The organism is Candidatus Uabimicrobium helgolandensis, assembly GCF_041508025.1.
GTDB lineage: Bacteria > Planctomycetota > Uabimicrobiia > Uabimicrobiales > Uabimicrobiaceae > Uabimicrobium > Uabimicrobium helgolandensis.
The window spans coordinates 514,769-536,943 of record NZ_CP165719.1 but is presented as its reverse complement, the minus strand read 5'-3'; the positions used below and the strand labels follow the sequence as shown (position 1 = coordinate 536,943).

At 36.0% G+C, this 22,175-nt stretch carries 20 protein-coding genes; 8 read left to right on the top strand and 12 right to left on the bottom strand.

The window, feature by feature from the left end; all coding sequences use genetic code 11:
- Positions 1–4 precede the first annotated feature (4 nt).
- Positions 5–829, bottom strand: coding sequence for an alpha/beta fold hydrolase (locus UABHE_RS01905; protein WP_372368485.1), 825 nt, complete (start codon positions 827–829; stop codon positions 5–7).
- Positions 830–1,009: 180 nt separating this feature from the next.
- Between UABHE_RS01905 and UABHE_RS01900 the strand changes: the two genes are divergently transcribed.
- The 4 genes from UABHE_RS01900 to UABHE_RS01885 all read left to right on the top strand — a co-directional run bounded on the left by UABHE_RS01900 (position 1,010) and on the right by UABHE_RS01885 (position 6,538).
- Complete coding sequence (locus UABHE_RS01900; protein ID WP_372368484.1) at positions 1,010–2,398, top strand: M28 family peptidase; 1,389 nt, start codon at positions 1,010–1,012, stop codon at positions 2,396–2,398.
- Positions 2,399–2,759: 361 nt separating this feature from the next.
- The gene (locus UABHE_RS01895; protein WP_372368483.1) at positions 2,760–3,950 is read left to right on the top strand and encodes a glycosyltransferase; all 1,191 of its coding nucleotides are present in this window, start codon (positions 2,760–2,762) and stop codon (positions 3,948–3,950) included.
- A complete protein-coding gene (locus UABHE_RS01890; protein ID WP_372368481.1) occupies positions 3,937–4,788 on the top strand; it encodes a glycosyltransferase family 2 protein in 852 nt (283 codons plus the stop codon). Before UABHE_RS01895 ends, UABHE_RS01890 begins: the two co-directional genes overlap by 14 nt.
- 1 nt (position 4,789) lies before the next feature.
- A complete protein-coding gene (locus UABHE_RS01885; RefSeq protein ID WP_372368479.1) occupies positions 4,790–6,538 on the top strand; it encodes a carbamoyltransferase in 1,749 nt (582 codons plus the stop codon).
- A 359-nt stretch (positions 6,539–6,897) separates the two neighbouring features.
- Here UABHE_RS01885 and UABHE_RS01880 read toward each other — a convergent pair whose 3' ends face one another.
- The 7 genes from UABHE_RS01880 to UABHE_RS01850 all read right to left on the bottom strand — a co-directional run bounded on the left by UABHE_RS01880 (position 6,898) and on the right by UABHE_RS01850 (position 13,095).
- On the bottom strand, positions 6,898–7,647 hold the full coding sequence (locus UABHE_RS01880; RefSeq protein ID WP_372368478.1) for a helix-turn-helix domain-containing protein: 750 nt from the start codon (positions 7,645–7,647) through the stop codon (positions 6,898–6,900).
- Between the two features lie 59 nt (positions 7,648–7,706).
- Positions 7,707–7,970 carry a hypothetical protein gene (locus UABHE_RS01875; RefSeq protein ID WP_372368476.1) on the bottom strand — a complete coding sequence of 88 codons (264 nt, stop codon included), beginning with the start codon at positions 7,968–7,970 and terminating at the stop codon, positions 7,707–7,709.
- A 176-nt stretch (positions 7,971–8,146) separates the two neighbouring features.
- Positions 8,147–9,439 (bottom strand): NAD(P)/FAD-dependent oxidoreductase, encoded by a 1,293-nt coding sequence (locus tag UABHE_RS01870; protein WP_372368475.1) that lies wholly within the window; start codon positions 9,437–9,439, stop codon positions 8,147–8,149.
- Positions 9,432–11,207 (bottom strand): fatty acyl-AMP ligase, encoded by a 1,776-nt coding sequence (locus UABHE_RS01865; protein WP_372368474.1) that lies wholly within the window; start codon positions 11,205–11,207, stop codon positions 9,432–9,434. The genes UABHE_RS01870 and UABHE_RS01865 overlap by 8 nt, the downstream gene beginning before the upstream one ends.
- Positions 11,208–11,211: 4 nt before the next feature.
- Positions 11,212–11,469, bottom strand: a complete 258-nt coding sequence (locus tag UABHE_RS01860) for an acyl carrier protein (RefSeq protein ID WP_372368472.1) — start codon at positions 11,467–11,469, stop codon at positions 11,212–11,214.
- Between the two features lies 1 nt (position 11,470).
- Complete coding sequence (locus tag UABHE_RS01855; RefSeq protein ID WP_372368471.1) at positions 11,471–12,043, bottom strand: isoprenylcysteine carboxyl methyltransferase family protein; 573 nt, start codon at positions 12,041–12,043, stop codon at positions 11,471–11,473.
- Entirely contained in the window at positions 12,025–13,095 is a 1,071-nt protein-coding gene (locus UABHE_RS01850) for a type III polyketide synthase (RefSeq protein ID WP_372368470.1), read from the bottom strand. Before UABHE_RS01850 ends, UABHE_RS01855 begins: the two co-directional genes overlap by 19 nt.
- A 439-nt stretch (positions 13,096–13,534) precedes the next feature.
- Here UABHE_RS01850 and UABHE_RS01845 point away from each other — a divergent pair, with 439 nt between their 5' ends.
- Complete coding sequence (locus UABHE_RS01845) at positions 13,535–14,215, top strand: hypothetical protein (RefSeq protein WP_372368469.1); 681 nt, start codon at positions 13,535–13,537, stop codon at positions 14,213–14,215.
- A 135-nt stretch (positions 14,216–14,350) separates the two neighbouring features.
- Here the strand turns inward: UABHE_RS01845 and UABHE_RS01840 are convergent, their stop codons facing one another.
- Positions 14,351–14,560 (bottom strand): hypothetical protein, encoded by a 210-nt coding sequence (locus tag UABHE_RS01840; protein WP_372368468.1) that lies wholly within the window; start codon positions 14,558–14,560, stop codon positions 14,351–14,353.
- On the bottom strand, positions 14,553–15,122 hold the full coding sequence (locus UABHE_RS01835) for a hypothetical protein (protein WP_372368467.1): 570 nt from the start codon (positions 15,120–15,122) through the stop codon (positions 14,553–14,555). Before UABHE_RS01835 ends, UABHE_RS01840 begins: the two co-directional genes overlap by 8 nt.
- A gap of 286 nt (positions 15,123–15,408) precedes the next feature.
- Here UABHE_RS01835 and UABHE_RS01830 point away from each other — a divergent pair, with 286 nt between their 5' ends.
- Both UABHE_RS01830 and UABHE_RS01825 read left to right on the top strand, forming a co-directional pair.
- Positions 15,409–16,914, top strand: a complete 1,506-nt coding sequence (locus UABHE_RS01830) for a hypothetical protein (protein ID WP_372368466.1) — start codon at positions 15,409–15,411, stop codon at positions 16,912–16,914.
- 345 nt (positions 16,915–17,259) lie between these two features.
- Positions 17,260–19,224 carry a ribonuclease catalytic domain-containing protein gene (locus UABHE_RS01825; RefSeq protein WP_372368465.1) on the top strand — a complete coding sequence of 655 codons (1,965 nt, stop codon included), beginning with the start codon at positions 17,260–17,262 and terminating at the stop codon, positions 19,222–19,224.
- A 213-nt stretch (positions 19,225–19,437) separates the two neighbouring features.
- On the opposite strand, the gene UABHE_RS01820 is transcribed toward UABHE_RS01825, so the two are convergent.
- Both UABHE_RS01820 and UABHE_RS01815 read right to left on the bottom strand, forming a co-directional pair.
- Positions 19,438–20,136, bottom strand: a complete 699-nt coding sequence (locus tag UABHE_RS01820; RefSeq protein WP_372368464.1) for a hypothetical protein — start codon at positions 20,134–20,136, stop codon at positions 19,438–19,440.
- Between the two features lie 8 nt (positions 20,137–20,144).
- Complete coding sequence (locus tag UABHE_RS01815) at positions 20,145–21,245, bottom strand: serine/threonine-protein kinase (protein ID WP_372368462.1); 1,101 nt, start codon at positions 21,243–21,245, stop codon at positions 20,145–20,147.
- Positions 21,246–21,506: 261 nt separating this feature from the next.
- On the opposite strand from UABHE_RS01815, the gene UABHE_RS01810 reads away from it, so the two are divergent.
- On the top strand, positions 21,507–22,160 hold the full coding sequence (locus UABHE_RS01810) for an anti-sigma factor antagonist (protein WP_372368461.1): 654 nt from the start codon (positions 21,507–21,509) through the stop codon (positions 22,158–22,160).
- Positions 22,161–22,175: the final 15 nt, after the last annotated feature.

Genomic DNA, 22,175 nt, shown 5'->3' with positions numbered 1-22,175 from the left:
TCACCTAAATATATATTGCTATTTTTTGTGGATACTCCATATGCATGTGGTGACTTCCAGGTATTTCGACGATTTCTAAGTTCTCAATCATCTCACAACGTTTAGCAACTTGCTCTTCGTTGTAAGAAAGTCCGTTTTGTGCTTTAAATAAGACAACAGGGCACCTAATTTTTGAAAGGACAGAGAGAACTTGTTCTTCTGTAAGACGAATAGGAGAAGCTGTACGTAAACGTTCATCAGTGGACAACTGATAACCTCCCTCTACTGGACGCAAAGACCCCTCTATTAAAATTTTAGCATCCTCATAACGAAGATTCCCAACACTCCGTCTTTTCTCAATTAGCATTTCCAAGTTATTGTAAGTAGGGGTTTTTTTTATGCGATATTTGCTATTATCTTGCATATGTTTTTGTAGTGAAGTAATAGGATCATCGCTACCTTTGGTCAAAGGACCAATACCTTCAATAAGGAACAAACGCTTGACTTTAGATGGCACAAGAGCAGCAACAAAACAAGCAATAGATGCTCCTAAGGAATGCCCAACAAGAGTAAGATCTTCCCAACCAAGTGTTTCGATACAGTGAGCAACATCTATTGGCCAATGAATAAAAGAGTAATTACCATCAAGACAACGATATTGAGATCGTCCGTGTCCAGGTAAATCGATAGCAACACTATGATAATCATCAAGTAAAGGTAATAAGCGATCAAAACTGGCAGCATTATCCATCCAACCATGAATAGCCAAAAGTTTTTTCTGTTGGTCTCTATTGTATATTTTTGTTGCTATTTTTAAGAATGGAGTTTGAATAAAAGAACTATTTGACATTTTTAAATGCACTCGCAAAAAAGATCAGTAGAAAATATAGATAGATATCAATATAATATCACAGCGTAGTTGTGATTGAAAATTTATTTCGAGCTTAATTGTACGCATTATTGAAGTAGGGCGTGTCAACGCGTCCTAAGCTCAAATACGCCCTATCTTAATTCTTATAGGAAGAATCATATGTATAAAATTTTTGTAGTAATTTTTTTTTCAATAAGTACCTTATTTGCCCAAAATGCAAAAAACAGCGAACCATCTGCTGACGAAAAAATGTTCGCTAAAATATACCAAGGTGCCTTAGAAAACGGTCAGTGTTATGAAAATTTACGTTTCTTATGTAAAAATATAGGACCGCGTCTTAGTGGTTCAATGCAAGCAGAAAAAGCAGTCGTATGGGCCAAAGAAGTTCTTGAAAAACTAGGGATGCAAGTTACCTTACAAGAAGTAATGGTTCCTCACTGGGAACGCGGAGAAAAAGAGACCGCTTATATTGTCGAACAAGGTAAGATAAAAAATCAACCCCTGCGCATATGTGCTCTAGGAGGAAGCATTGCCACTGGAAAAGATGGCATACAGGCAGAAGTCATAGAAGTCCATCAATTCGAAGACCTTGCTAAACTTGGAAAAGATAAAATAACCGGAAAAATTGTGTTTTTCAATCGTCCAATGAAAGCAACAAATATCAATGCTTTTCTTTCCTATTCTCAAGCGGTAGGGCAAAGAACCAGAGGTGCAGTAGAAGCAGCTAAATATGGAGCTGTAGGAGTCCTTGTACGCTCAATGAACTTGCGCTTAGACGATTATCCTCACACAGGAACAATGCGTTACCAAGATGGTATCACCAAAATACCATCGGCAGCAATAAGCACAAACGATGCTGAAACTATAAGCAAACTATTAAAACAACATGAAAGTGTCGTTGTAAATTATGCTATGCACTGCAAAACCTTTCCAGATGCCAAATCTTACAATGTTATTGGCGAAATCAAAGGAAGTGAATTCCCCAATGAAATCATTGCTGTCGGTGGCCACCTTGATTCATGGGATATGGCAGAAGGAGCACACGACGACGGAGCTGGCTGTGTTCAAGCAATAGAAGTAATGCACATTTTTAATGTATTAAAAATAAAGCCAAAAAGAACTTTACGTGTAGTTATGTTTATGAATGAAGAAAATGGATTACGCGGAGCCACAGAGTATGCGAAAGTAGCTAAAGAAAAAAAAGAATTACATGTTGCGGCCGTAGAAAGTGACTCTGGAGGATTCACTCCACGAGGTTTTAGCATCGATACTTCTTGGCCGCGTATGGAAAAAATGTTGCAGTGGCAGCCTTTGTTTGCCAAGTATAATGTCTATGCTTTTTTTCCTGGGCGATCGGCAGCAGATGTAGGGGTTTTAAAAGATGGTCGCGCTACTCTTGTAGGTTTTAAGCCAGACTCACAAAGATATTTCGATTATCACCATGCCGAAACAGATGTTTTTGAAGCGGTGAATAAGCGCGAATTAGAACTAGGTAGTGCTACTATTACCAGCTTGATTTATCTTTTTGATAAATATGGAATGGAATAAACATACTTTATTTAATTTGATGCTGTATTTACTAAGTAAAAGAATTTGTAGAATAGGTTTTATTTATAACAGTGCGATGTAGGGTAATTTTGTGCCACCCGTATTGCCATTTTTTGTGCCTATCAATACAATCTTAAATAATTTTAAATTGTTTGCGAAGGCCGGGCGGCACGAGACCGCCCCTACATCGCACTTCATTTATGTGTATCTTATCAGTTTACTACTGCTTAAATTGTCAATCACTTACTGTAGAAAAGAATATAAACTTGTACAGCAAGCGAGATTTTAGCTTGATAACCATGACAAGAGAAAAAACATCGCCAAAATATATTACAAATACCTTTAGTAAATAAAAAATATAATGAAAAAAAAATCGTTGCGAATACTACATGTAAGCCCTTCATATTACCCCGCATTTTCATACGGTGGTCCGATCCACTCTGTACATTTACTGAATAAAAACTTAGTAAAACTAGGTGTTCATGTCGATGTAATCACTTCAAATGCAGGGCTTAAAGATCAAGACATTACCTTATATAAATGGCAAAATATCGATAATGTTCGAGTAATGTACTGTAAATATTACGGTTATCATCACTTTACATTTTCACCGCGTATGTTTTATCATTTACTGCGCATGGTTAAAAACTACGATTTAATTCATATTACCGCCGTCTGGAATTTTCCTGTTGTCGCAGCAAGTATTGCATGTAGAGTACATAATGTTCCTTATGTGATTTCTCCACGTGGAACAATATATGCGCAAACTCTTCTAAAAAAATCAAGATACATAAAAAAACTTTACTATCACCTTATTGCAAAATCATGTTTAAATAAAAGTGCTGCTTTACACTTCACAACCCAAGACGAGCAACAAAAAGTTCAGCATTTTTTACGTTTAAAAGCCAAAAATTTTGTTATTGCAAATGGAATTGACCTCAAAGACTTTACAACCACAAATTACGATTTTTCTTTAAATTATCTTGGAGATTCATCGGCAAAATATATATTATTTTTAAGCCGTATAAACTGGAAAAAAGGCTTGGATTTATTATTGCCAGCCTACGCAGAGTTTTGTAAAGAGCATTCGCAAATATTCTTAGTTATAGCTGGTCCAGATGAAAACAACTACGTGCAGTACTTACATGAACTTCTCGACAAACATAATATAGAGAAACAAGTTATTTTCACAGGACTAATCACCGGAGAAAAAAAACTTGCTGCCTACCAACAAGCTTTGTGCTTTGTCTTACCTTCCTATTCTGAAAATTTTGGAATGGTAGCAATCGAGGCTTTAGCGTGTAATACACCAATAATTATTTCTAATCGCGTTGGAATTTACCTTGATATACAACAACATAACGCAGGTTTTATATGCGATATCAATTCGCCAAGCGTTCTCCAACAACTAAAAGTTTTGTGGAATAACAAAGAGCTAGCATCGCAAACGGCAACTAGAGGACGCAATCTTGTTAATAATTCTTATTCTGCGCCTGCAATTTCCAGCTTGATGGAACAACAATATAGAAAGATTCTTTGTGAAAGAAAATAGATTACCTATTTCCGCAATTATTCTGACATACAACGAAGAAAAAAACATAAAAGATTGTATTGAAAGTGTAATTGAGTGGGTAGAGGATATTTTTGTAGTAGATTCATATTCTACAGATAACACTCTTAGTATTGCAAAACACTATACTGAAAATATAGTACAAAATCCTTTTGATAATTACTCACAACAACGCAATTGGGCTTTTCATAATCTTCCTATTTCCACAGAGTGGATTATCAATTTAGATGCTGATCACCGAGCAACACCTGAATTAAGAAAAAATATGGTACATTTCTTTGCAAAAGGTATCGCTAACGATATCCAAGGTTTTTTAGTTAGTAGACGCACTATTTTTATGGGAAAATGGATCAAACACGGAGGGCATTATCCAGTATACCACGCCATCATTTTTCGTCGCCACAAAGGAAAATGCGAGGAACGCCTTTATGATCAACACTTTATTATAGAAGGTAAGACTCTCAAAGTATCTGGAGATATGATCGATATTATTACTGATTCTCTACACAAATTTATTGAAAGACACAATAAGTGGGCCACACTTGAGGCAAAGGAACAATTGTCAGCAATAAATACTAAACAAATTGCTGCTAAAATAACAGGAAATCCTATCGAAAAACGGCGTTTTCTACGCAAATTCTATGGAAAATTTCCATTATTCTTACGACCATTGTTCTATTTTTTATATCGCTATTTTGTGCGTTTAGGTTTTTTAGATGGAAAGCCAGGACTCATTTTTCATTTTTTACAAGGATTTTGGTATCGGTTCTTGATCGATGCCAAAATTTACGAAATCAAACAAAGTGGTAAGGAACTTTAACATGTTTATTTTGGGTATCAATGCATATCACGGAGATTCGGCAGCGTGTATTGTAAAAGACGGTCGTTTAATTGCAGCAGTGGAAGAAGAAAGATTCTCTCGTATAAAGCACTGGGCCGGTTTTCCGCTAAAAGCCATAGAGTTTGCATTACAGGAATGTAATATCGAAATGAAAGACGTCGATTACATCGCCATAAATCGCGACCCGAAGGCAAATGTTTGGCGCAAAGTGCTATTTACAATGAAGAAACGACCAAAACCATCATTGGTACTTGATCGCTTAAAAAATAGAAAAAAAGTAAGTAATATCCATCAAGTGTTGTTATCTCACTGGCCAAATTGCCGCGCAAAAGTTATCTATGTACACCACCATCTTGCTCATGTGGCAAGTAGCTTTTTTCTATCGGGAATGGCAGAAGCAGCCATTTGCAGCGTTGATGGATTCGGCGACTTTGCAAGCACCATGACTGGAACAGCCCACCAAAACAAAATAAATATACACAGTGAAGTTTTTTTTCCACACTCTCTTGGACTCTTTTATTTGGCGATCACTCAATATCTCGGTTTTAATAAATACGGCGATGAATATAAAGTTATGGGGCTTTCTTCCTACGGAGACGATAGCCTACTTTCCGAAATGCGCAAAATAGTTCGTTTACAAAAAAATGGGTTATTTTCTCTAAACTTAAAATATTTTTGTCATCATTCAGGTGGTGGAAAAATGTCTTGGGATGGCGGCGAACCTACTATTGAAAAAGTTTATTCACCGTCATTAGCCAAACTACTTGGTCCTCCTCGAACGAAAAATGAATCCATTACAAAACATCATCAAAATATAGCAGCTTCCATGCAAAAAATGTACGAAGAAGCATTGTTTCATTTACTAAATACCCTGCAAAAAAACACACAACTTACAAATCTAGCTTTTGCTGGAGGGTGTGCAATGAACAGCGTTGCCAATGGAAAAATACACGCACAAACTAATTTCCAAAACGTTTACATACCCTCGGCGGCAGGCGATGCTGGAGGAGCAATTGGAGCAGCGTATTATGTAAATAACAAAATGTTGAACAATAAACGTATTGCAAAACAAAACCGTGCATGCCTTGGCCCAGGTTACAATGAAAAACAAATTCAGCAAACAATAAATGGTAGTCAAAATTTGCAGCAAGGAATCAAAGATGGATTATTTACATGTTTGCATCTCGAAAACACAGATGAACTAACATCAAAAGTAGCAGGATATATCGTTGACGGCAAGGTAATTGGTTGGTTTCAAGGAAAAATGGAATGGGGGCCAAGAGCCCTGGGTAATCGCAGTATTATCGTAGACCCACGGCGCAGTGACATGCAAGAAATTCTCAATGCAAAAATTAAACGCCGCGAATCTTTCCGTCCCTTCGCTCCCTCTATTTTACGCGAATTTGTTGCAGAATATTTTGAAAAAGACCACGAAGTTCCGTTTATGATGATGGTTTTTGAAATCAAAAAAGACAAACGCGAACAAATTCCTGCTGTTACTCATATTGATGGAAGCGGAAGGCTTCAAACCGTGACAAGAGACGAAAATCCCTTATATTACGAACTCATTGATAAATTCCGTACAAAAACAGGCGTTCCACTAGTTCTCAATACTTCTTTTAATGAAAACGAACCTATTGTAAATACACCACAGCAGGCTTTAGATTGTTTCTTGCGTACGAAAATGGATGTCATTGCCATCGGAAATTTTATTGTTACACGCAAGTAGCCTCTGGAATGTCACTACATCTTTACAGGCATTATTATTTGTTCAAAGCAAAATTTCCAAAGCGCGTAACTGAACAACAACTAAGACAACATGAGCAATAAATCCGTAAATCGTTTGTTTTACATCACAAAAAAGAAAAGGCGGAAGAATGAAGAGAGGCACACTAAAAACGCATATTGTAAAAAAAACTTTTTCCGCAAAAATAAATAGTTCAAAAAATATATTCAAATACTGAGGAAGATGAAAGAAGCGTCCATATATACTTTGATGTGCACAAATAATCAAATAATACACGATGAAAAAATGGAAGTACACAAATATCCGCATCCTATTTTTCTTAAGTCGCTTGTATAACTTATTCAAAATAACTCCAAACGCCCAACAGCGCGCCAAATACCGATTATATTTTTACGCGAGATGATTGTTTCTTTGCGAAAGCGTGGATTTAATGCCTTCAGATATATTTTTCCTCTATTTGATTCAGTAACTTGTCTAAATGTTTTTTGCATACCTGATTGATTTTGATGAATCACAAACACAAAATCATTTTTATGAATATGTTCTATTTCAGAAAAGAAAACAACATTTCCTTTACAAAAAGACGGCAATGCTTTTCGTTCCATCATTTCGTCAAATATATGCAAAGCAAAAACAATAGATATTTTGTAGATTTTGAACCTAACATAATCCTGAACATTTTTAATATGCTCTTCAAAATCTTGCTCTATTTTTTCATAGTTGTGAATAAGAGGAATGTAATCTTCGGGCATAGATTTTCGCTTGGTGTATTCTTCTTCGAGAATAGAGGACAATTCATTGCCTTTTTCTTTCAAATATTTTGAAGGGGTAATGATTTTAGAAATGTGTAATTCTTGTTTTATATCTTCGGGAATTTTATCGATATGTGATAAACGTAGCAAAACTTTGCGATCCATTTTAAGAACTTTGCATAGTTTGCGAATTAATTTATCTGAGGGAGGATTTGTTTTTCCATTTTCGATATCAGAGAGATAACCTTTTGAGGTTTTTATTTTTTTTGCCACATCATCAAGAGTCAACTTCAGACCCTTACGAGCTTCGCGAATTTTTTTACCAAATACCGAAGTCATTTAATGCTCTTTCCAAATAAAATTGCCATACTCTTGAGCATGGCAATTTAAGCGTGCTGTTACTTATCTTTTTTCTTCGTATTGTATAGATCATAAGTTTGATCTGATACTTTAGGAGCAGATACACCACCAAAGTCGCGCTTACCTGTGTCTACGCGTTGTTCAGCTCTTGGTTTGCGAATTCCATCAAGGCTATGCGGAGCAGCAAGTCCTACTTGTCCAGGAGCCTTTCCATGTCCGCTTACGTTTTTATGAACATTTAGGTCGTTTGTGCCTTTTTGTTTTAAACCAGGTACCTGAGCACCTTTTTTCTTCTCAGTCATGAAAACCACCTTTCTAATGGTAATAGCAGATTCTCTATAGAATGCATCCCTGTTCAAAATTCATCAAAAATTTGAACAGAGATACATCCTAAATAATCATACGAAAATATGTTGCAAAATTCAATAAAATTTCACTGTGTCTGTTTTTCTTTCGAAATATATCCACTTATACTACTCTAAATTGCTTTAGAATCCGTTAAAGTGTGTCGACATTTATCTTCTTTATAATTTGGGCCTATCAAATCACGTTTTTCATTGATAAAACTTGAGGACACATCTGTAATGCGTTTAGGAACGAGAAGACCCCATAATAGCTGCCAGCTAGAAAACAACGGAAAATACCACAAAGGCTTGGCGCCCATGTTACTTTCTAAAAAATGTTGAAAACAAGTAGAAGAACGAGAGAGAGAACGCATTGCTCCGCGTCGAAGTACAGGATACCTTGTTAAGAGCAGTGCTAGGCGTGTTAGTAAAACATAACGGCGTACTGGTTTCTTAAATTTTTTCGCTAAAACTTGTAAGTCTTTTTTTTGTAAACGGTCATCTATAAGTAATTGTGGCAATTCTTCGCTTACAATTTCCGCTTGCTCAAAAGCCATAGAAATTCCTTCGCCAGTGATTCCATCGAGATATACTTGCGCATCTCCAATTAGAATAATGCGATCATCTACAGCCGAACTACAACCTACAGCAAGTGGTCCAATTCCTTGTGCTTTACTCAACTCTTTACAATCGCGTACTTTCTCGTAAAGATCAGGAAAAAGCTCTAACAAACTACCAAACCAATCTTTCTTACGAGGTTTAAGTTTTTCTCGTTCCCATAAAAAGGCTATTTCTACGCGATTTTCACCTGAAGGTGTTACGTAAGCTTCAATACCCTTTCTCCAACGAATCTCAACATAAGGAGACCAAGGAGTTACAGCGAAATGTTGCCTTCCTCCCCACCTCTTTTGTTTTCCTGGAGCACGGCCTTCTAAACCAGCAATTTTTTTCACCTTCGAGCGTAGCCCATCAGCTCCTATAATCACCGAAAATCTTTCATTTAACGAATTTCCAGCGCAAGATAAAACAGCATCTATCCCTATCTCATCCCTAGAAAAACTTTGTAATTGAGTTTTTTCGCGAATCTCAACACACGAAAAACCCCTCGCTGTTTGTAGTAAAGCATTACTCAAATGCAAACGCCGTATTCCAAATCCGTCTCCGCTTTTAAAATGCGCCTGAGCAATAATATTACCATCTAAGTAACGAATACCAGCAAAAGGATAATACCCATCTTCAGGTAAGTTCTTATCAATATTATATTTTTGTAAAAAATGAACGCCTGTTGGCATTAATCCTTCACCACAAACTTTATCTCGAGGCCAGCAACTTTTTTCAACAACAACACAAGCTACATTTTTTTGGGCTAAAGTGATAGCAACACTCAAGCCAGCAGGACCACCACCAACAATAAGAACTCTAGACATTCTTAACTTTTCTTTCGCGCTGCGCTTGTCGATGCTGCCATACTCCTTGAATACTTTCTTTAAGAACTGTTTTTAAACCACCTTTACCAGGACTATACAATTCGTTTCGACGCCACTGTATCTTCGCAGCATTTCGCCTTATTTTGCCCGATGAAGTTCTTGGCAGTGTCCCTGGTTCTAAAAGTACAATATCCGCCGCTTTTAAATTACATTGCAATTGAATTCGTTCACCAATCTGCTTTTTCAACTCATCCATATTGTTAACTTGTTGTTTACGATATTCTACAAGAACAACTAAGCTCTCGCTATCATCTTCTTCTTTGATATAATCGCTAAATGCAGCAGCACATCCTTGGCGTACTCCGGGCAATTCTTCTAAGGCATGCTCAATGTCAGCAGCGCTATAATTACGTCCGCGGATAATAATCGCATCTTTGTAACGTCCGCAAAGATATAAATTATCTTCATGAATAAAACCTTGGTCTCCCGTATCTAACCAACCATCTTGAATAATTTCTGCTGTCGCTTCTGGATTTAAATAATACTCTTCCATAATACCATCGCTCTTCACCCACACACGACCAATAGCATTGTCATCTATTTTTTTATTAGAGCTACTTCGTATTTCTATCTCGGTATCAGGTAATGCGCGACCAACAGATGCTAAGGTAATTCCTTCATCTGCAAGAACCGCTTTGTCATGAATTTCTAGCTGTTCGCGATCAAAAACTGTAGAGATAGGAGTTTCTTCTAAGGAAGAAAAGGTAACCGCAAGTGTTGCCTCTGCCAACCCATAAACAGGAGAAAGAGAAGTCTCTTTAAAACCAACACTTGCAAATTTTTTGGAAAAATTTTTGAGTGTATTTGGATGTACAGCTTCCGCACCACACAAAGCAATTTTCCAACGAGAAAGATCTAATTCTGCCATATCTTTTTCAGATACGCGACTATTACACAAACCAAATGCAAAATTTGGAGCGACAGAAACAGTAGCTTTTTGCTTTGTTAGAGCTTCAAGCCACATTTTAGGACGCGCAATAAACTGTTCTGGACGAATTAGCGTCAGATCGCGTTTGGCCATCATTGTACTAAATAAGCATCCCACAAGACCCATATCATGATATAAAGGCAGCCAACTCACTGCACTGTGTTCCGTAATATCTCCAGGCAAAGTGCTTAAAATAGAATGAGTATTACGAATAATATTGTGATGTGATAAAGCAACTGGTTTAGGTGAACCAGTTGTCCCTGAACTAAACTGAATAATACACAGATCTCGCGAACTCATCTTCGCCATGTTTCCAGAAATGTTATCTTTCTGCAATTCATCAACCGTAAAACATCCCAATTCAGGACTTGCTTCTCGTACAGGCTCTCCCAAAAGATTGAATATTTTTTTGTCGGTAATCACTGCTTTACAACCAATGGACTTTAACATCGCGGCAGTGCGTTCTTTCCATTCATCCATACGTCCAAGACGCACCGGTGGATACAACGCAGCAGCTATTGCACCAGAAAAAATAACTCCAAAAAAAGCATGGTAAAAAGTAGGATCTGTTGGTAAAACAATCGCCACACGATCCCCTTTTTTAACGCCAAGCTTTTGTAATTTCCCTGTAACAAGGAGAGCTTTATCTTGTAACTCTTTATAGCTAAAAGAAGAAATACTATTCTTATTTTTCCAAAAGTGTACCTTGACTTCTGGAGCATCTGCGGCTCGCGAAAAAAGTTGATCTAGAGTCACACTGTCCATTTTCGTCTCGTCCATTTTATTACTCCGTAGCCATTTTTTCTTGCAATCGAACATCAATTAAATTCACAAGATCCTCAATTGTTTGCGGAGGATCTTCAGGGGTCTCATTTAAATATAGTTCCCAATGGTTCTCAATTTCTGTTGCCAAGGTAAGCAAACCAACACTATCTAAGCCTAAATCTTTTTGCAAATCCAAATTTTTATCAATGTTTGTTGTTTCTATTTCGCACTGTTCTTGTAGAATGCGCACAATTTCATTATAAATATCTATTTTCATATTACTCACCAGGTATAAAACGATGATCAGGTAATGATTCTTTGTATTCGCTCACTGATTGTAGGGCTTGCTCTTCCGCGCGAATACGAATAAGTAAAACCAAAGCATTACTTATACTAAACACTATAGCAGTGATCCAGCACCCAAAAATCACAGGTAAAGCTACTATTTCAATGATAACGCCCAAATAATTTGGATGACGAATATAACGATATATTCCACCTGCAACTGGCACAGATTCCGGAATTACGATAATTTTAACTGTCCAGCGACCATCTAATGTTCGAATCGCAACTATACGCAGAATTTGTCCTGCTAATAGCAAAATAAGCCCTACAGCAATCCACCACCATTGCGGTGGCATCTGACGATAAAAAGCTTCACCTACACAGCTAACTAACCATAAAGCATGAACTAGTTTCATAAAAATAAAATGCCTAGGAAACTTTTCTACTGCACGGTATTCTTCTTTTAATTTTTTTTCATTTCGCGCTGAAATGCGCATTTCCCATAGTCTTTGTATTGCGACCATAATAACCAGTGCAATATATAAATTTACTGCGGTAAACAACATCTAATTAACCCCAATTCAGAGCAGAATGCTGGCCCCATCGCCGTCATCAATCCCAGCGAATTCTTTTGTGGAAGATCATCGAGAAGCGCTTGCAAAACAAAGAGTACAGATACAGAACTCATATTTCCGTGTTTTGCTAAACAATCCCAACTGCTCTTTAAATCGTCAGGTTTCAAATTTAGTGCTTTTTCCATTGCTTTGAGAACTTTAGGTCCTCCAGGATGAGCCACATAAAAAACAATGTCATCTCTTTTGGCTTTACTACTCTCTAAAAAATCAGCAACCGCTTGCGGCATTTCATCTGAGACGATATTAGGCACCTTACTACTTAGTACAATCTTAAAACCGCTATCAACCATATCCCAACCCATAATTCGTTCTGTATTTGGAAAAAAGACAGAACGCCACGAACATACTTCAAATGGAGAATTTTGAGCTAAAGGATGTTCATCTCCAACAAGAAGCACTGCAGCTCCACCGTCGCCAAATAATCCAGAAGATATAATATTCGGAATACTAAGGTCTTGTCGTTGTAGTGTTAAAGAACATAGTTCAACACTGATAAAGATCGCAGCTTCTTTAGGATGCCCTTTTAAGTAATCGCATACGCGATTAATTCCTGCCACTCCAGCTAAACATCCTAAGCCTAAAATAGGCAAACGTTTTGTATAAGGTGAAAAAGGTATTTTATTCATCAGGCGCGCTTCTAAACTTGGTACAGAAACACCAGTAACAGTATTACTTACCAATAACTGAATATCCTCAGCAGAGATATTAGCTTGCTCTAAGAGATTATTAGTTGCTCGCTCAGCAACATCAACCCCTACTCGAATCCAAGCATCATTATGTCCACCAAAGCCTTCTAATGTATCGTATTCTTCAATAGGAAGGGCTAAGTGACGACCTCCTACAAGAACATTCCGATGAAAAGTCTCTAGGCGCTCTGGGTTAAAAAACTTTTCTGACCACTTAGACTTTAAAGCATCTATTAGAGTATCTTGGTCGTAATAATTAGGAGGAAATGCACAGCTAACACTGTGAATATAAGGCATGGGATTACGCTTTCTAAAAAATTTTATTATGCTAAACAATAGTTTAAATGTGATGCAAAAAGTATTTACAATTTTTTTATATAAATATTTTAAGATTAAAAACTTATATGGAACATAAGTACTTGTATACACACCACCTTAAATTTTTTCTTTGGCTCATTATAATATGTTTTTTGCGCGCAACAAGAAAAAATTTTACAACCCTGCTATAGCTATCATTGTCCTCAATGGCCAACACTTTTTCGATATCTACGTCTTAGACACAAATACCAACGCCCAACTAAAAGCCTTTCTTATTTCGGTTTGTTCTATGTTTTTACTTTGCAATTCGCAATTATAAAGTTACAGTTGTGTTTTGATGTATATTGTCAAAAAGTAAAATGACACAATCGTCATTGAAGGCTTAAGCCGTAAAAATTTTTCTTAAGGTAGTAAAACCATGATTACAAACTATACATTGATATGTATTTTACTTGGAATTGTTTTTTTAATCGCAACAACATGGTTGTGTAGGTTAGGCTTTTCAAAAAGCAAAGGTTGGGGATTTGTGGCCGCATTACCAGGGCTTGATTTACTATTTGCTATAAAGGAATCAAAGAAAGCATTTGTACCAATTATTATTAGATCAGCCGCTGTTTTAATTGTCATTTTTGCTGTTATATTTCCATTAGTTCATGCAAAATACTTAGAGATTACCTGGGGAAATCTTTATGAAATTCGTAGTGGTTTTGAAGCATACTACGCCAATAATGATTTTAAATATCCAAACAAACTACAGGATTTATACGACCAAAAAATTATTGCCACTCTAATGCCTTTCATTGCTCCGCAAAACCGCCAGAAAGTTTTCCTTTCTGGAAATAACTCTCTGAAATTCCAAACAGACTACAAATACTTATATCACAATTGCGAAGAAATAGAACAACTAGATAATTTCGAAACTATTGTTGTTTACGACTTGTCTTTTTTGTCATACTTTAATAAAGTTGTCTACATCACCCAAAGTGGAGATCCTCAAGAAGTTTCTGAAAAAGAATTTTTAAAACTATTTAAGAAACAATCTCAAATTCTAAAAAAGTACGAAATCAAACACTCCTTTAACAAAGGTATAGAAAATTAAGATCGTCATAACTTCTATATACAAAGTTTAAGAGCATGTCATTACCGTGAAGGCAGTAATCCAGCATAACTAATCCAAGCTTTGATATGCCTGGATTCATTTTCATGGGAATGACAATTAACGAATAAAAGAGTCCTATTTTCTTTTAGAATTTTTACTCACCAAGCAAAATTTTCCGCCTCCTGCGCGACGAACAAGTCTTTCTTTTACCATTTTTCCCAATGTAGCGCGAACGCGACTTATTTTCAACTCGCTCATCTTCGCTAATTCTTCATCACTTACCGGTCCATTACTTTTTTCTAATATTTGCCATAGTGCGCTCTGCATGTCTTTTTTATCATTCATTACAAGTCCTTTGCGGATAAAAGTGTTTGTAAAAATCCACTGTTGAAAACTGATGTACTGCTATGTATAATTCTGTTGAAATTTTAATCCCCTGTTCTTTAGCTAGTGTCAATGCGCACATACGATGATGACCTTCGTACAACATAAACTTTTCACCATCTGTTACTCCAAGCACTTGACTACAGTCAGGAAAGTTTTCCATAATACTCGCGATCTTCGGATTACGACTTAGAACACTTCGCGGTACTATATAACCAAACGAGGATAAATCGCGCTCTTCTTTTGTGGGAAAATCATCCTTAGCATAGTGTTTAAACCACGTATTAAAAGGGCCACAATAAGCTTTTGTTGCAAATAGTTCGGGGTCATCAATACGATAGACCCTCCATCCATTTTTAGGAAGATTAAATTCCTGCAAACAATGCTCGCGCCATTTTTCCCAAGAAGAATATTGTTTGTATATTTTTTGCCAAAAAACCTGGTCAATTTCATCTTGTTTCCAAGTTTGAATAATTTCATCCCAAGTAGTTTCTTTGACAAAGGAAAGTAAAGGAAAATTCACATTACGCAACCTATAAAAGAAATGAACTAGCAATAAAATGTGTTTTATGTTTTAGTAATAACATCAAACAAGCAGTTTTGCAAATGAATATAGCAAAACAATACCTCTATTAAAACAGGTATACCATTTATACAACAATCTACATAGAAAGGAAGTGCGAGGCAAATAGCTTGTGGTTCGTATAGTAAATCGTACTAAAGTTCTCCTTCCTCCCTAACGTTTTAGGGAATATCCTCGCCACGTTGACATGAAAAAATTAGGTCAGGGACGTTCCGGAATTGTTTTTATGGATGAAAATAAAACAAAAGTTCATAAAATTTTTATCGGAAGTAAATTAGCTAACGCAGTTCACTACATTTTTTTTGGAGCTCCTAATGCCTACACCTGGGACGAAAATGCCATAGAATGCGCTTATCTACGGCGAAATATTCTTAAAAAACTCACTCGTTTTTGGTTTAGTGGTACACTTGATGTCTCGGAAGCATTTGCCGTCCACTGGAACGAAGAATACCAAGCATATGAATTGCAAGCAGAACTCATAAACGGCCAAACGGCAATATTAAAACATTCGCTTCATGAAACACAAAAAAGCCCGCTAGATTTTGACTATCTTGCCCGAGAAATAATGTCTCCTTTACAAAAAAAACTCAAAGAAAGTGGCTTCGATGGTCTGGTTTGGCAAGCAGGTATGGGCAACCCAGTTGCGGCTAACAATTTTTTATACACAGGAACTAGCTGGGTATGGATAGATCTTGAATCTGGTGTTCCTGCTCTTATTCCACTAAATCCTATTCCACTATTTACATTTTATATCCCAAAAAGTTTTCGCCACCGCCGTGCTCTATTCGATGACGTCGATATCTCACAACTACAAAATTATATCGATAGTAATAATGAAAAACTTTCTAGTTTTTTGTCAAAACAAGAATTCGCTAACTTGCAACAAGAAATTGATCAACTACAAAAACACCAACACGCCTGGCGAACAACTAAAAGAATTGAACGCAGTTTAACTTACTCGCATAAAAAGAACAGGATAAGCGCCGAACAACTACAATTTTTTAAACGTTTTTCAATACTGTGGTACGGACGAGAAATTGCGCGCGTTTTTTGGCTGCTACTTAGTATTTTATTTTTTAGTATTCCTCAAAAATCTATACGTTTTATAACTAACTTTCCTTTCTTACAAAAATTTCTCAAAGCAATAAAGTTCGCCATATCTCAGCGCTACCGCGAAGAAAAGGCGCGTAACTATGTACGCAAAAGTATTCATCGCTGGCAACAGCGAAAGCAACTAGAACAAAAAACCGTCAGTATATTAGAAAAAGAAATCAATAAAAATGACACAAGTGCTTTTATTACTGACTTTGGCGTACACATAGCCATTAAACCATTCGTTAAAACATTTGAATACGTAGTCATCCCTTCCTTGTTAGTATCTGGGGTGGTCACTCTCAAATGGTCTATTTTTCTTATACTCGTTTCCGGGCCTGTAGCTCGTAGCCTTTACACAATATTTCGTTTAATTCAAAGCTATACTCGCAGTCAAAAAAGACCATGGGTTGCGCTTTTTATCGGAGCTATCCCTGTTATTGGTAACTTAGCATATCCAGCTCAAATGATTTATAGTGCATCAAACAACAATAATGTTGCCACATTCATCCTATACGACTCAGTAGGAAAGTTCGGTATACTAATGCCTATATGGGGCGGAGAAGACACAGCAACAGAACATTTCTTTAATCGTTCACTATATTTCGGTTTGCGAATCTTAAAAAGAAAGCACTCTTAAACAAAAAAAAGTGCAATAGTTACTCAACATTTGTCTTCTTTGTTATAGAGTATAACTTTGCACTTCAAAGGACCTTCTACTCTCTAAAATAATTCACATTAAAAACAATTCTTATGTTCTGTCGAAGCCGCTACGATTATGGCAACAGGTACAATGGCTATTTAATTGATAACGCTGCATAAAAACCTAAACACTTATACACTCTAGCCATGTCATTTTTAAAATTTTCATGATTATTAGTAAACATATTCTAAAAAATTTTCAACTAGCACTACTACCAATACTCAACTATAATATGAAAAAAATGAACGAGGAAACCCACTTAAGTATTGGAAAGGTATCATTTTGAATAGTTATGTTGTTGTAGGAGTAGAGAGAAGAGGGCTTTTACTTCTTGCTATTATTTTAAAAAATAACAATAGCGGCAAAAAAATCGAAGTATATACCCAAGATAGAGAAAAAATTAGTATTGCTGAAAAAAAAATACTATGGAATTTCAACAGCCAAATCAAAGCCGATAATGAAAAAAGTATGAGATTAAAAATTGCAGAGCTAATTGATGAATATGCCCAACAACAAATTGATATTCCAACGTTATGGGAATTATTAGATGAAGGCGAAATATATACTCTAGAAAATCTTTTACAAGTATATTTCACTGATTACACAAATACTGACGCCGGTTCTCTATTTGTAGCTCTTGGAAAAAATCCACTATACTTCAAACTAAATAATGGCAAATTTGAAAAAAATTCTCAGCAAAATGTAGAAGCAAATCTCCAAAGAATTCACAATGAAAAAATGCGCCAACAACAAGAAGATTTGTTTATAAAGTGGTTTCTCTCTTACCACGGCAACAAAGACATTCCAGAAGAGTTTGTTTCCCTTCTCGAAAAGGCAAAAACATATGCTCTTTATGGTGATCTATCAAGTTCAGAAGTAAAAAAAGTAGGTAGCCTATTAGGAAAAACACCCGACGAAATGCTACTTCTTTTAGAAAATAAAGAAGTCATCAGCAAAAATATTAATCAAGTCGTTTATCGCCAAGGATTACAAACTAAATTTTCTCCACAAGTCATGTCAGAAGTGGAAGAAATTATTAAAGAAGAAGTTACCTGGGAAGGTCGTCGTGTAGTAAGTGATATATGGAACATTGCGATTGATGATAAGCAAACAGAAGAAGTTGATGATGCCATTTCACTCCATGAAGAAGATGGTCTATCCGTAGTAGGCGTTCATATTGCTGATGTTGAATCAGTAATAAAAAAAGATAGCGCTCTTGATTCTATGGCAGAAGATCGATTTGCCACAGTTTATTTTCTTGATGGAAAAGTACCACTATTTCCAATGGAACTTGTTAAAAAGCGTCTAACACTAGCAGAAGATTCCCCAAGAGCCACAATTTCTGGCTTTTTTCATTTTGATTATGACGGAACTTTACAAAAAAGTAAATTCGAAAAAACCGTCCTTAGTTTGCGAAAAAGAGCAACATACGAAGATAGCCTCGGCGAATTAGGAAAAGATGATCATTTTTGTAAACTGCACGAAATAGCACAAAAAATTCGCGAATTACGCTGCGAAAAAGGTGCCATCATAACGAATTTTCCTGACACGAGTATTAATATCGAAGACGAAAATGACATTAAGTTCAAATTAACCTCAGCAACTACTCCAGCGCACACAGTAGTATCTGAATTCATGATTTACTTCAATCATATTCTTGCTCAAACAATGGCCAAAAAGGGCATCCCTGCTTTTTATAGAATACAATCAATAAACAATCCTGTAGATAGTTTGGTAAAAGACAACCCCGTTTACCCTATACAACTTCGTAGATGTTTAGGAGGTGCAACTTTATCTTTAACACCAGGAAAGCACGCAACTCTTGGTTTAGATGCTTACACACAAGGAACATCACCCATTCGCCGTTACGGTGACCTAATAATTCATCGTCAATTTTTTCAATTTATGAATACAAACAAAATGTGCTACTCTTCAGATGAAGTTAGAAGAAAAATATCTTCTATCGAAAAAGGAGAGAAAAAAATCAAAATATCAGAAAACGAGCGTTATTTATTTTGGTTTTACAAGTATCTGAAACAGCAAAAAGGCAAGATTTACAAAGGATACGTATCTAAAGCATTTGACAACAATCGCGTATTAGTTTTTTTCCCAGGTCTATTTCAGGAATTTTCCACAAAAGTAGATAGAGAATCTTACGCAAAAGAGGGCACAGAAGTGTCTTTTCGTATTCAAGGCGCATCCCCACGTAAACAAAGACTACATTTACAACATGTAATCCCTAACTAGTAAGTACTGGTTTCTCTCCCTTTAATTAGGGAGAGAAAAGCTTAGAAGTTTAGTTAAAGTTCAAGTAAAAACTTTAAACTCAAGTTCACAGACGAGTTCAGATTCACAAGCAGGCTCAGATTCGAAAAAGAGGTAAGACATTAAATGATGGCCTTAATCAAAAGGATAAATATTGGTGTGTACTACCTAGAGTTTTAGCACATAAATATCAAACTACTCAATACACGCACCTAAATACTGAAATATTTTGTGATCTAAGAACTCTTTATCTTCGTCTTCAGAAACTTCGATAATTAATTCATCATCTGTAAACTTCACACGTCCAACGGTTTTTAATTTTTTCTTTGCAAAAACACCTTTTTTACGTGCTTCTATCCACAAAAATTCTCGCGCACCGTCTGTTGATTCGTCTGACTCTCTAAATACAGAGGTTTGGCGAACTTCTACTTCGACATCATCGCGATCTTTAACCATAGCATAACGCAAAACACTACCTGTAAACTCTTCTTTTTTCTTTTCTACTTTCCAATCGATATTACCTACTAGCTTTACAGCATTGTAAAACTCTTTAGGAACCTCGTAGCCATCTTCTTTATTCGCGCGTACTACGCCTCGTAAAATATCCTTCACTGCACTTTCATCTATCTTAAGCAATTTCCGATCCGCTAAAAACTCATTTCGAAATTTTTCTTCGGTAATACGGCTCACAAGAAACGAATCATCACATTTGCTAACAGAAACAAGAATCCCAAAATGAACAAATGACAAAAGACCACTTGGAAGTTTGCGAGCAAATAAAATCGATGCGTTCCCAGACGATTGCCAATCTGGATTAATCCACGCTCCATGAAATTGTAAATTACTATTTAATAATTTATTATTGTTTTTTTTAGACTTACGTTTCTTAGCCATCTGTTACCTTACGTGAGATTAGAAATAATCAAAATAATGATAAATAAACATATGATCACGATCCAAATTCCAGCATACTGGCTTTGGCTCTTGCGATGTTTTCGTGCATATTTTTTCGATTTACGTATACGTCCTGTGTTTTTATTTCGAGACAGAGCTTTATTCTTTTTGGTTTTACTCAAATCAATAATTTGCGTTTTCTTCTCTTGAATTTCGTGCGCCTCTAATCCTTCTTCACTTTCTTTTTTTTGCTGAAGTAAAAAGCCTTCAAGGTGCTTAACCATGTCCATAGCAGTTTGATATCGTTCTTCGCGGTTCTTTTTCATTGCTTTTAAACAAATTTCCTCAAGCATTTCAGGAATTTCACTGTTAATTTCTCTTGGTTTCTCTGGATGTTCTTGGACAATTTGCATAATGGCGGCAAAACTATTAGAAGCATTAACACAACGCTTTTTAGTTAAAGCTTCATACATCACAACCCCTAAAGAATATATATCGGAACGGTTATCAATTCCTTGGCCTTGGGCTTGCTCAGGAGACATAAAATCAGGAGTTCCAATAATAGCGCCCTCTGGTGTTAAACGCGTATCGTTTTGTATATTTGCAACTAAACCAAAATCCATCAAATAACAACGATTTTCTTTTGCTGATATGAGTATATTTGAAGTTTTAATATCGCGATGAACCAAACCTTTTTTGTGTGCATAAAACATTGCCAAAGCAATATTTTTAACAATTGTAGCAATCTGTTTCCAAGTAAAAGTATTACTTTTTAAGAGTTCTTCAAAATTCAACCCATCGACATATTGCATAACAATATAACCACGCCCTTCTTCTTCGACAATATCATAAACTTGTATGATATAGGTATGATTCAACTGAGCAATAGCATGAGCTTCATTAATTAGTCTTTGTTTCTTTCCTTCGTTAAAAGACTTTAAATTAACAACTTTGATTGCAACAACTCGGTTTAGTTTTGCGTCAAAACCTTTAAAAACAATACCCATTCCTCCGCTACCAATAAACATTTTAATTTGATAACGACTAGCTATCGTTTTTTCGATAAACTCTGCATAATTTTCATGAGTATTATTTTGAGGTTGTTGCATTTTAAAGCTCCTCGGAACATAAATTGATGACTGAAAAGAAAGAAAGGTAAAACAAATTATATAAATAAATATTCATTAGTTTCAATAAAATAATTTATTTGCAAAATATGTCAGTTTATGCTATATAGGGTAGCATAAATAGGTTATTTTCAAGTACCCAACGAATACTAGATAACTACATTTAAAAACTTCCAACACTTAGTAAAACCTATAAAAAACAAATTTCTTGGGTCTTATTAGTTTATGATTTGTGAGATTTTCATGATACAATTTCAAAATCGACAAATTCAATTACCAGATGGCGCTCCTGTAATCGTATCCAGGATATTAGGCTCTATTGATGGCTCTACAGTAAGGCAATTTGAGGAAAAACTTCTAGGCTTTCTAGGCCAAGGTGTACAACATTTGATCATTGTTTTTTCGCAAGTGAACTACATTAATAGTACTGGTATGGGTGTTCTTGTTAAAATCGCTGATAAATTTCAAGAGAGTGGTGGAGATATCAGCTTAATTGATGTACCTGACAAACTCATTGCATTATTTAATATGCTAGGTTTGTTATCGTTGATTAAATTATCAAAATCAGAAGAAGAAGCGGTACAAACATTCTATAAAAATAGAAGCCAAGGTTCTGGATCAGCTCAGCAAGCATCTGTCCAACCAAAACCAGTAGCTCCAAAACCACAACCCGCTGTGTCGCAACCTCGAAGAACAGTTTCTAGATCTGCACCTCCAAAACAAGCGGCTACAAAACCGCGCAGTGGAGCTAAACGCAAAACGTATATTATCCGTTGCCAAAGTTGCAGTAGTAAAATTAATTTAGGAGCTCGCCCAAAAGTAGGCACATACAGGTGTCCAAGATGCATGGTAGTTTTCAAACTACAAAAAAATGGAAAAATACATTTTCAAAAATAGCAACCTGTAGATTTA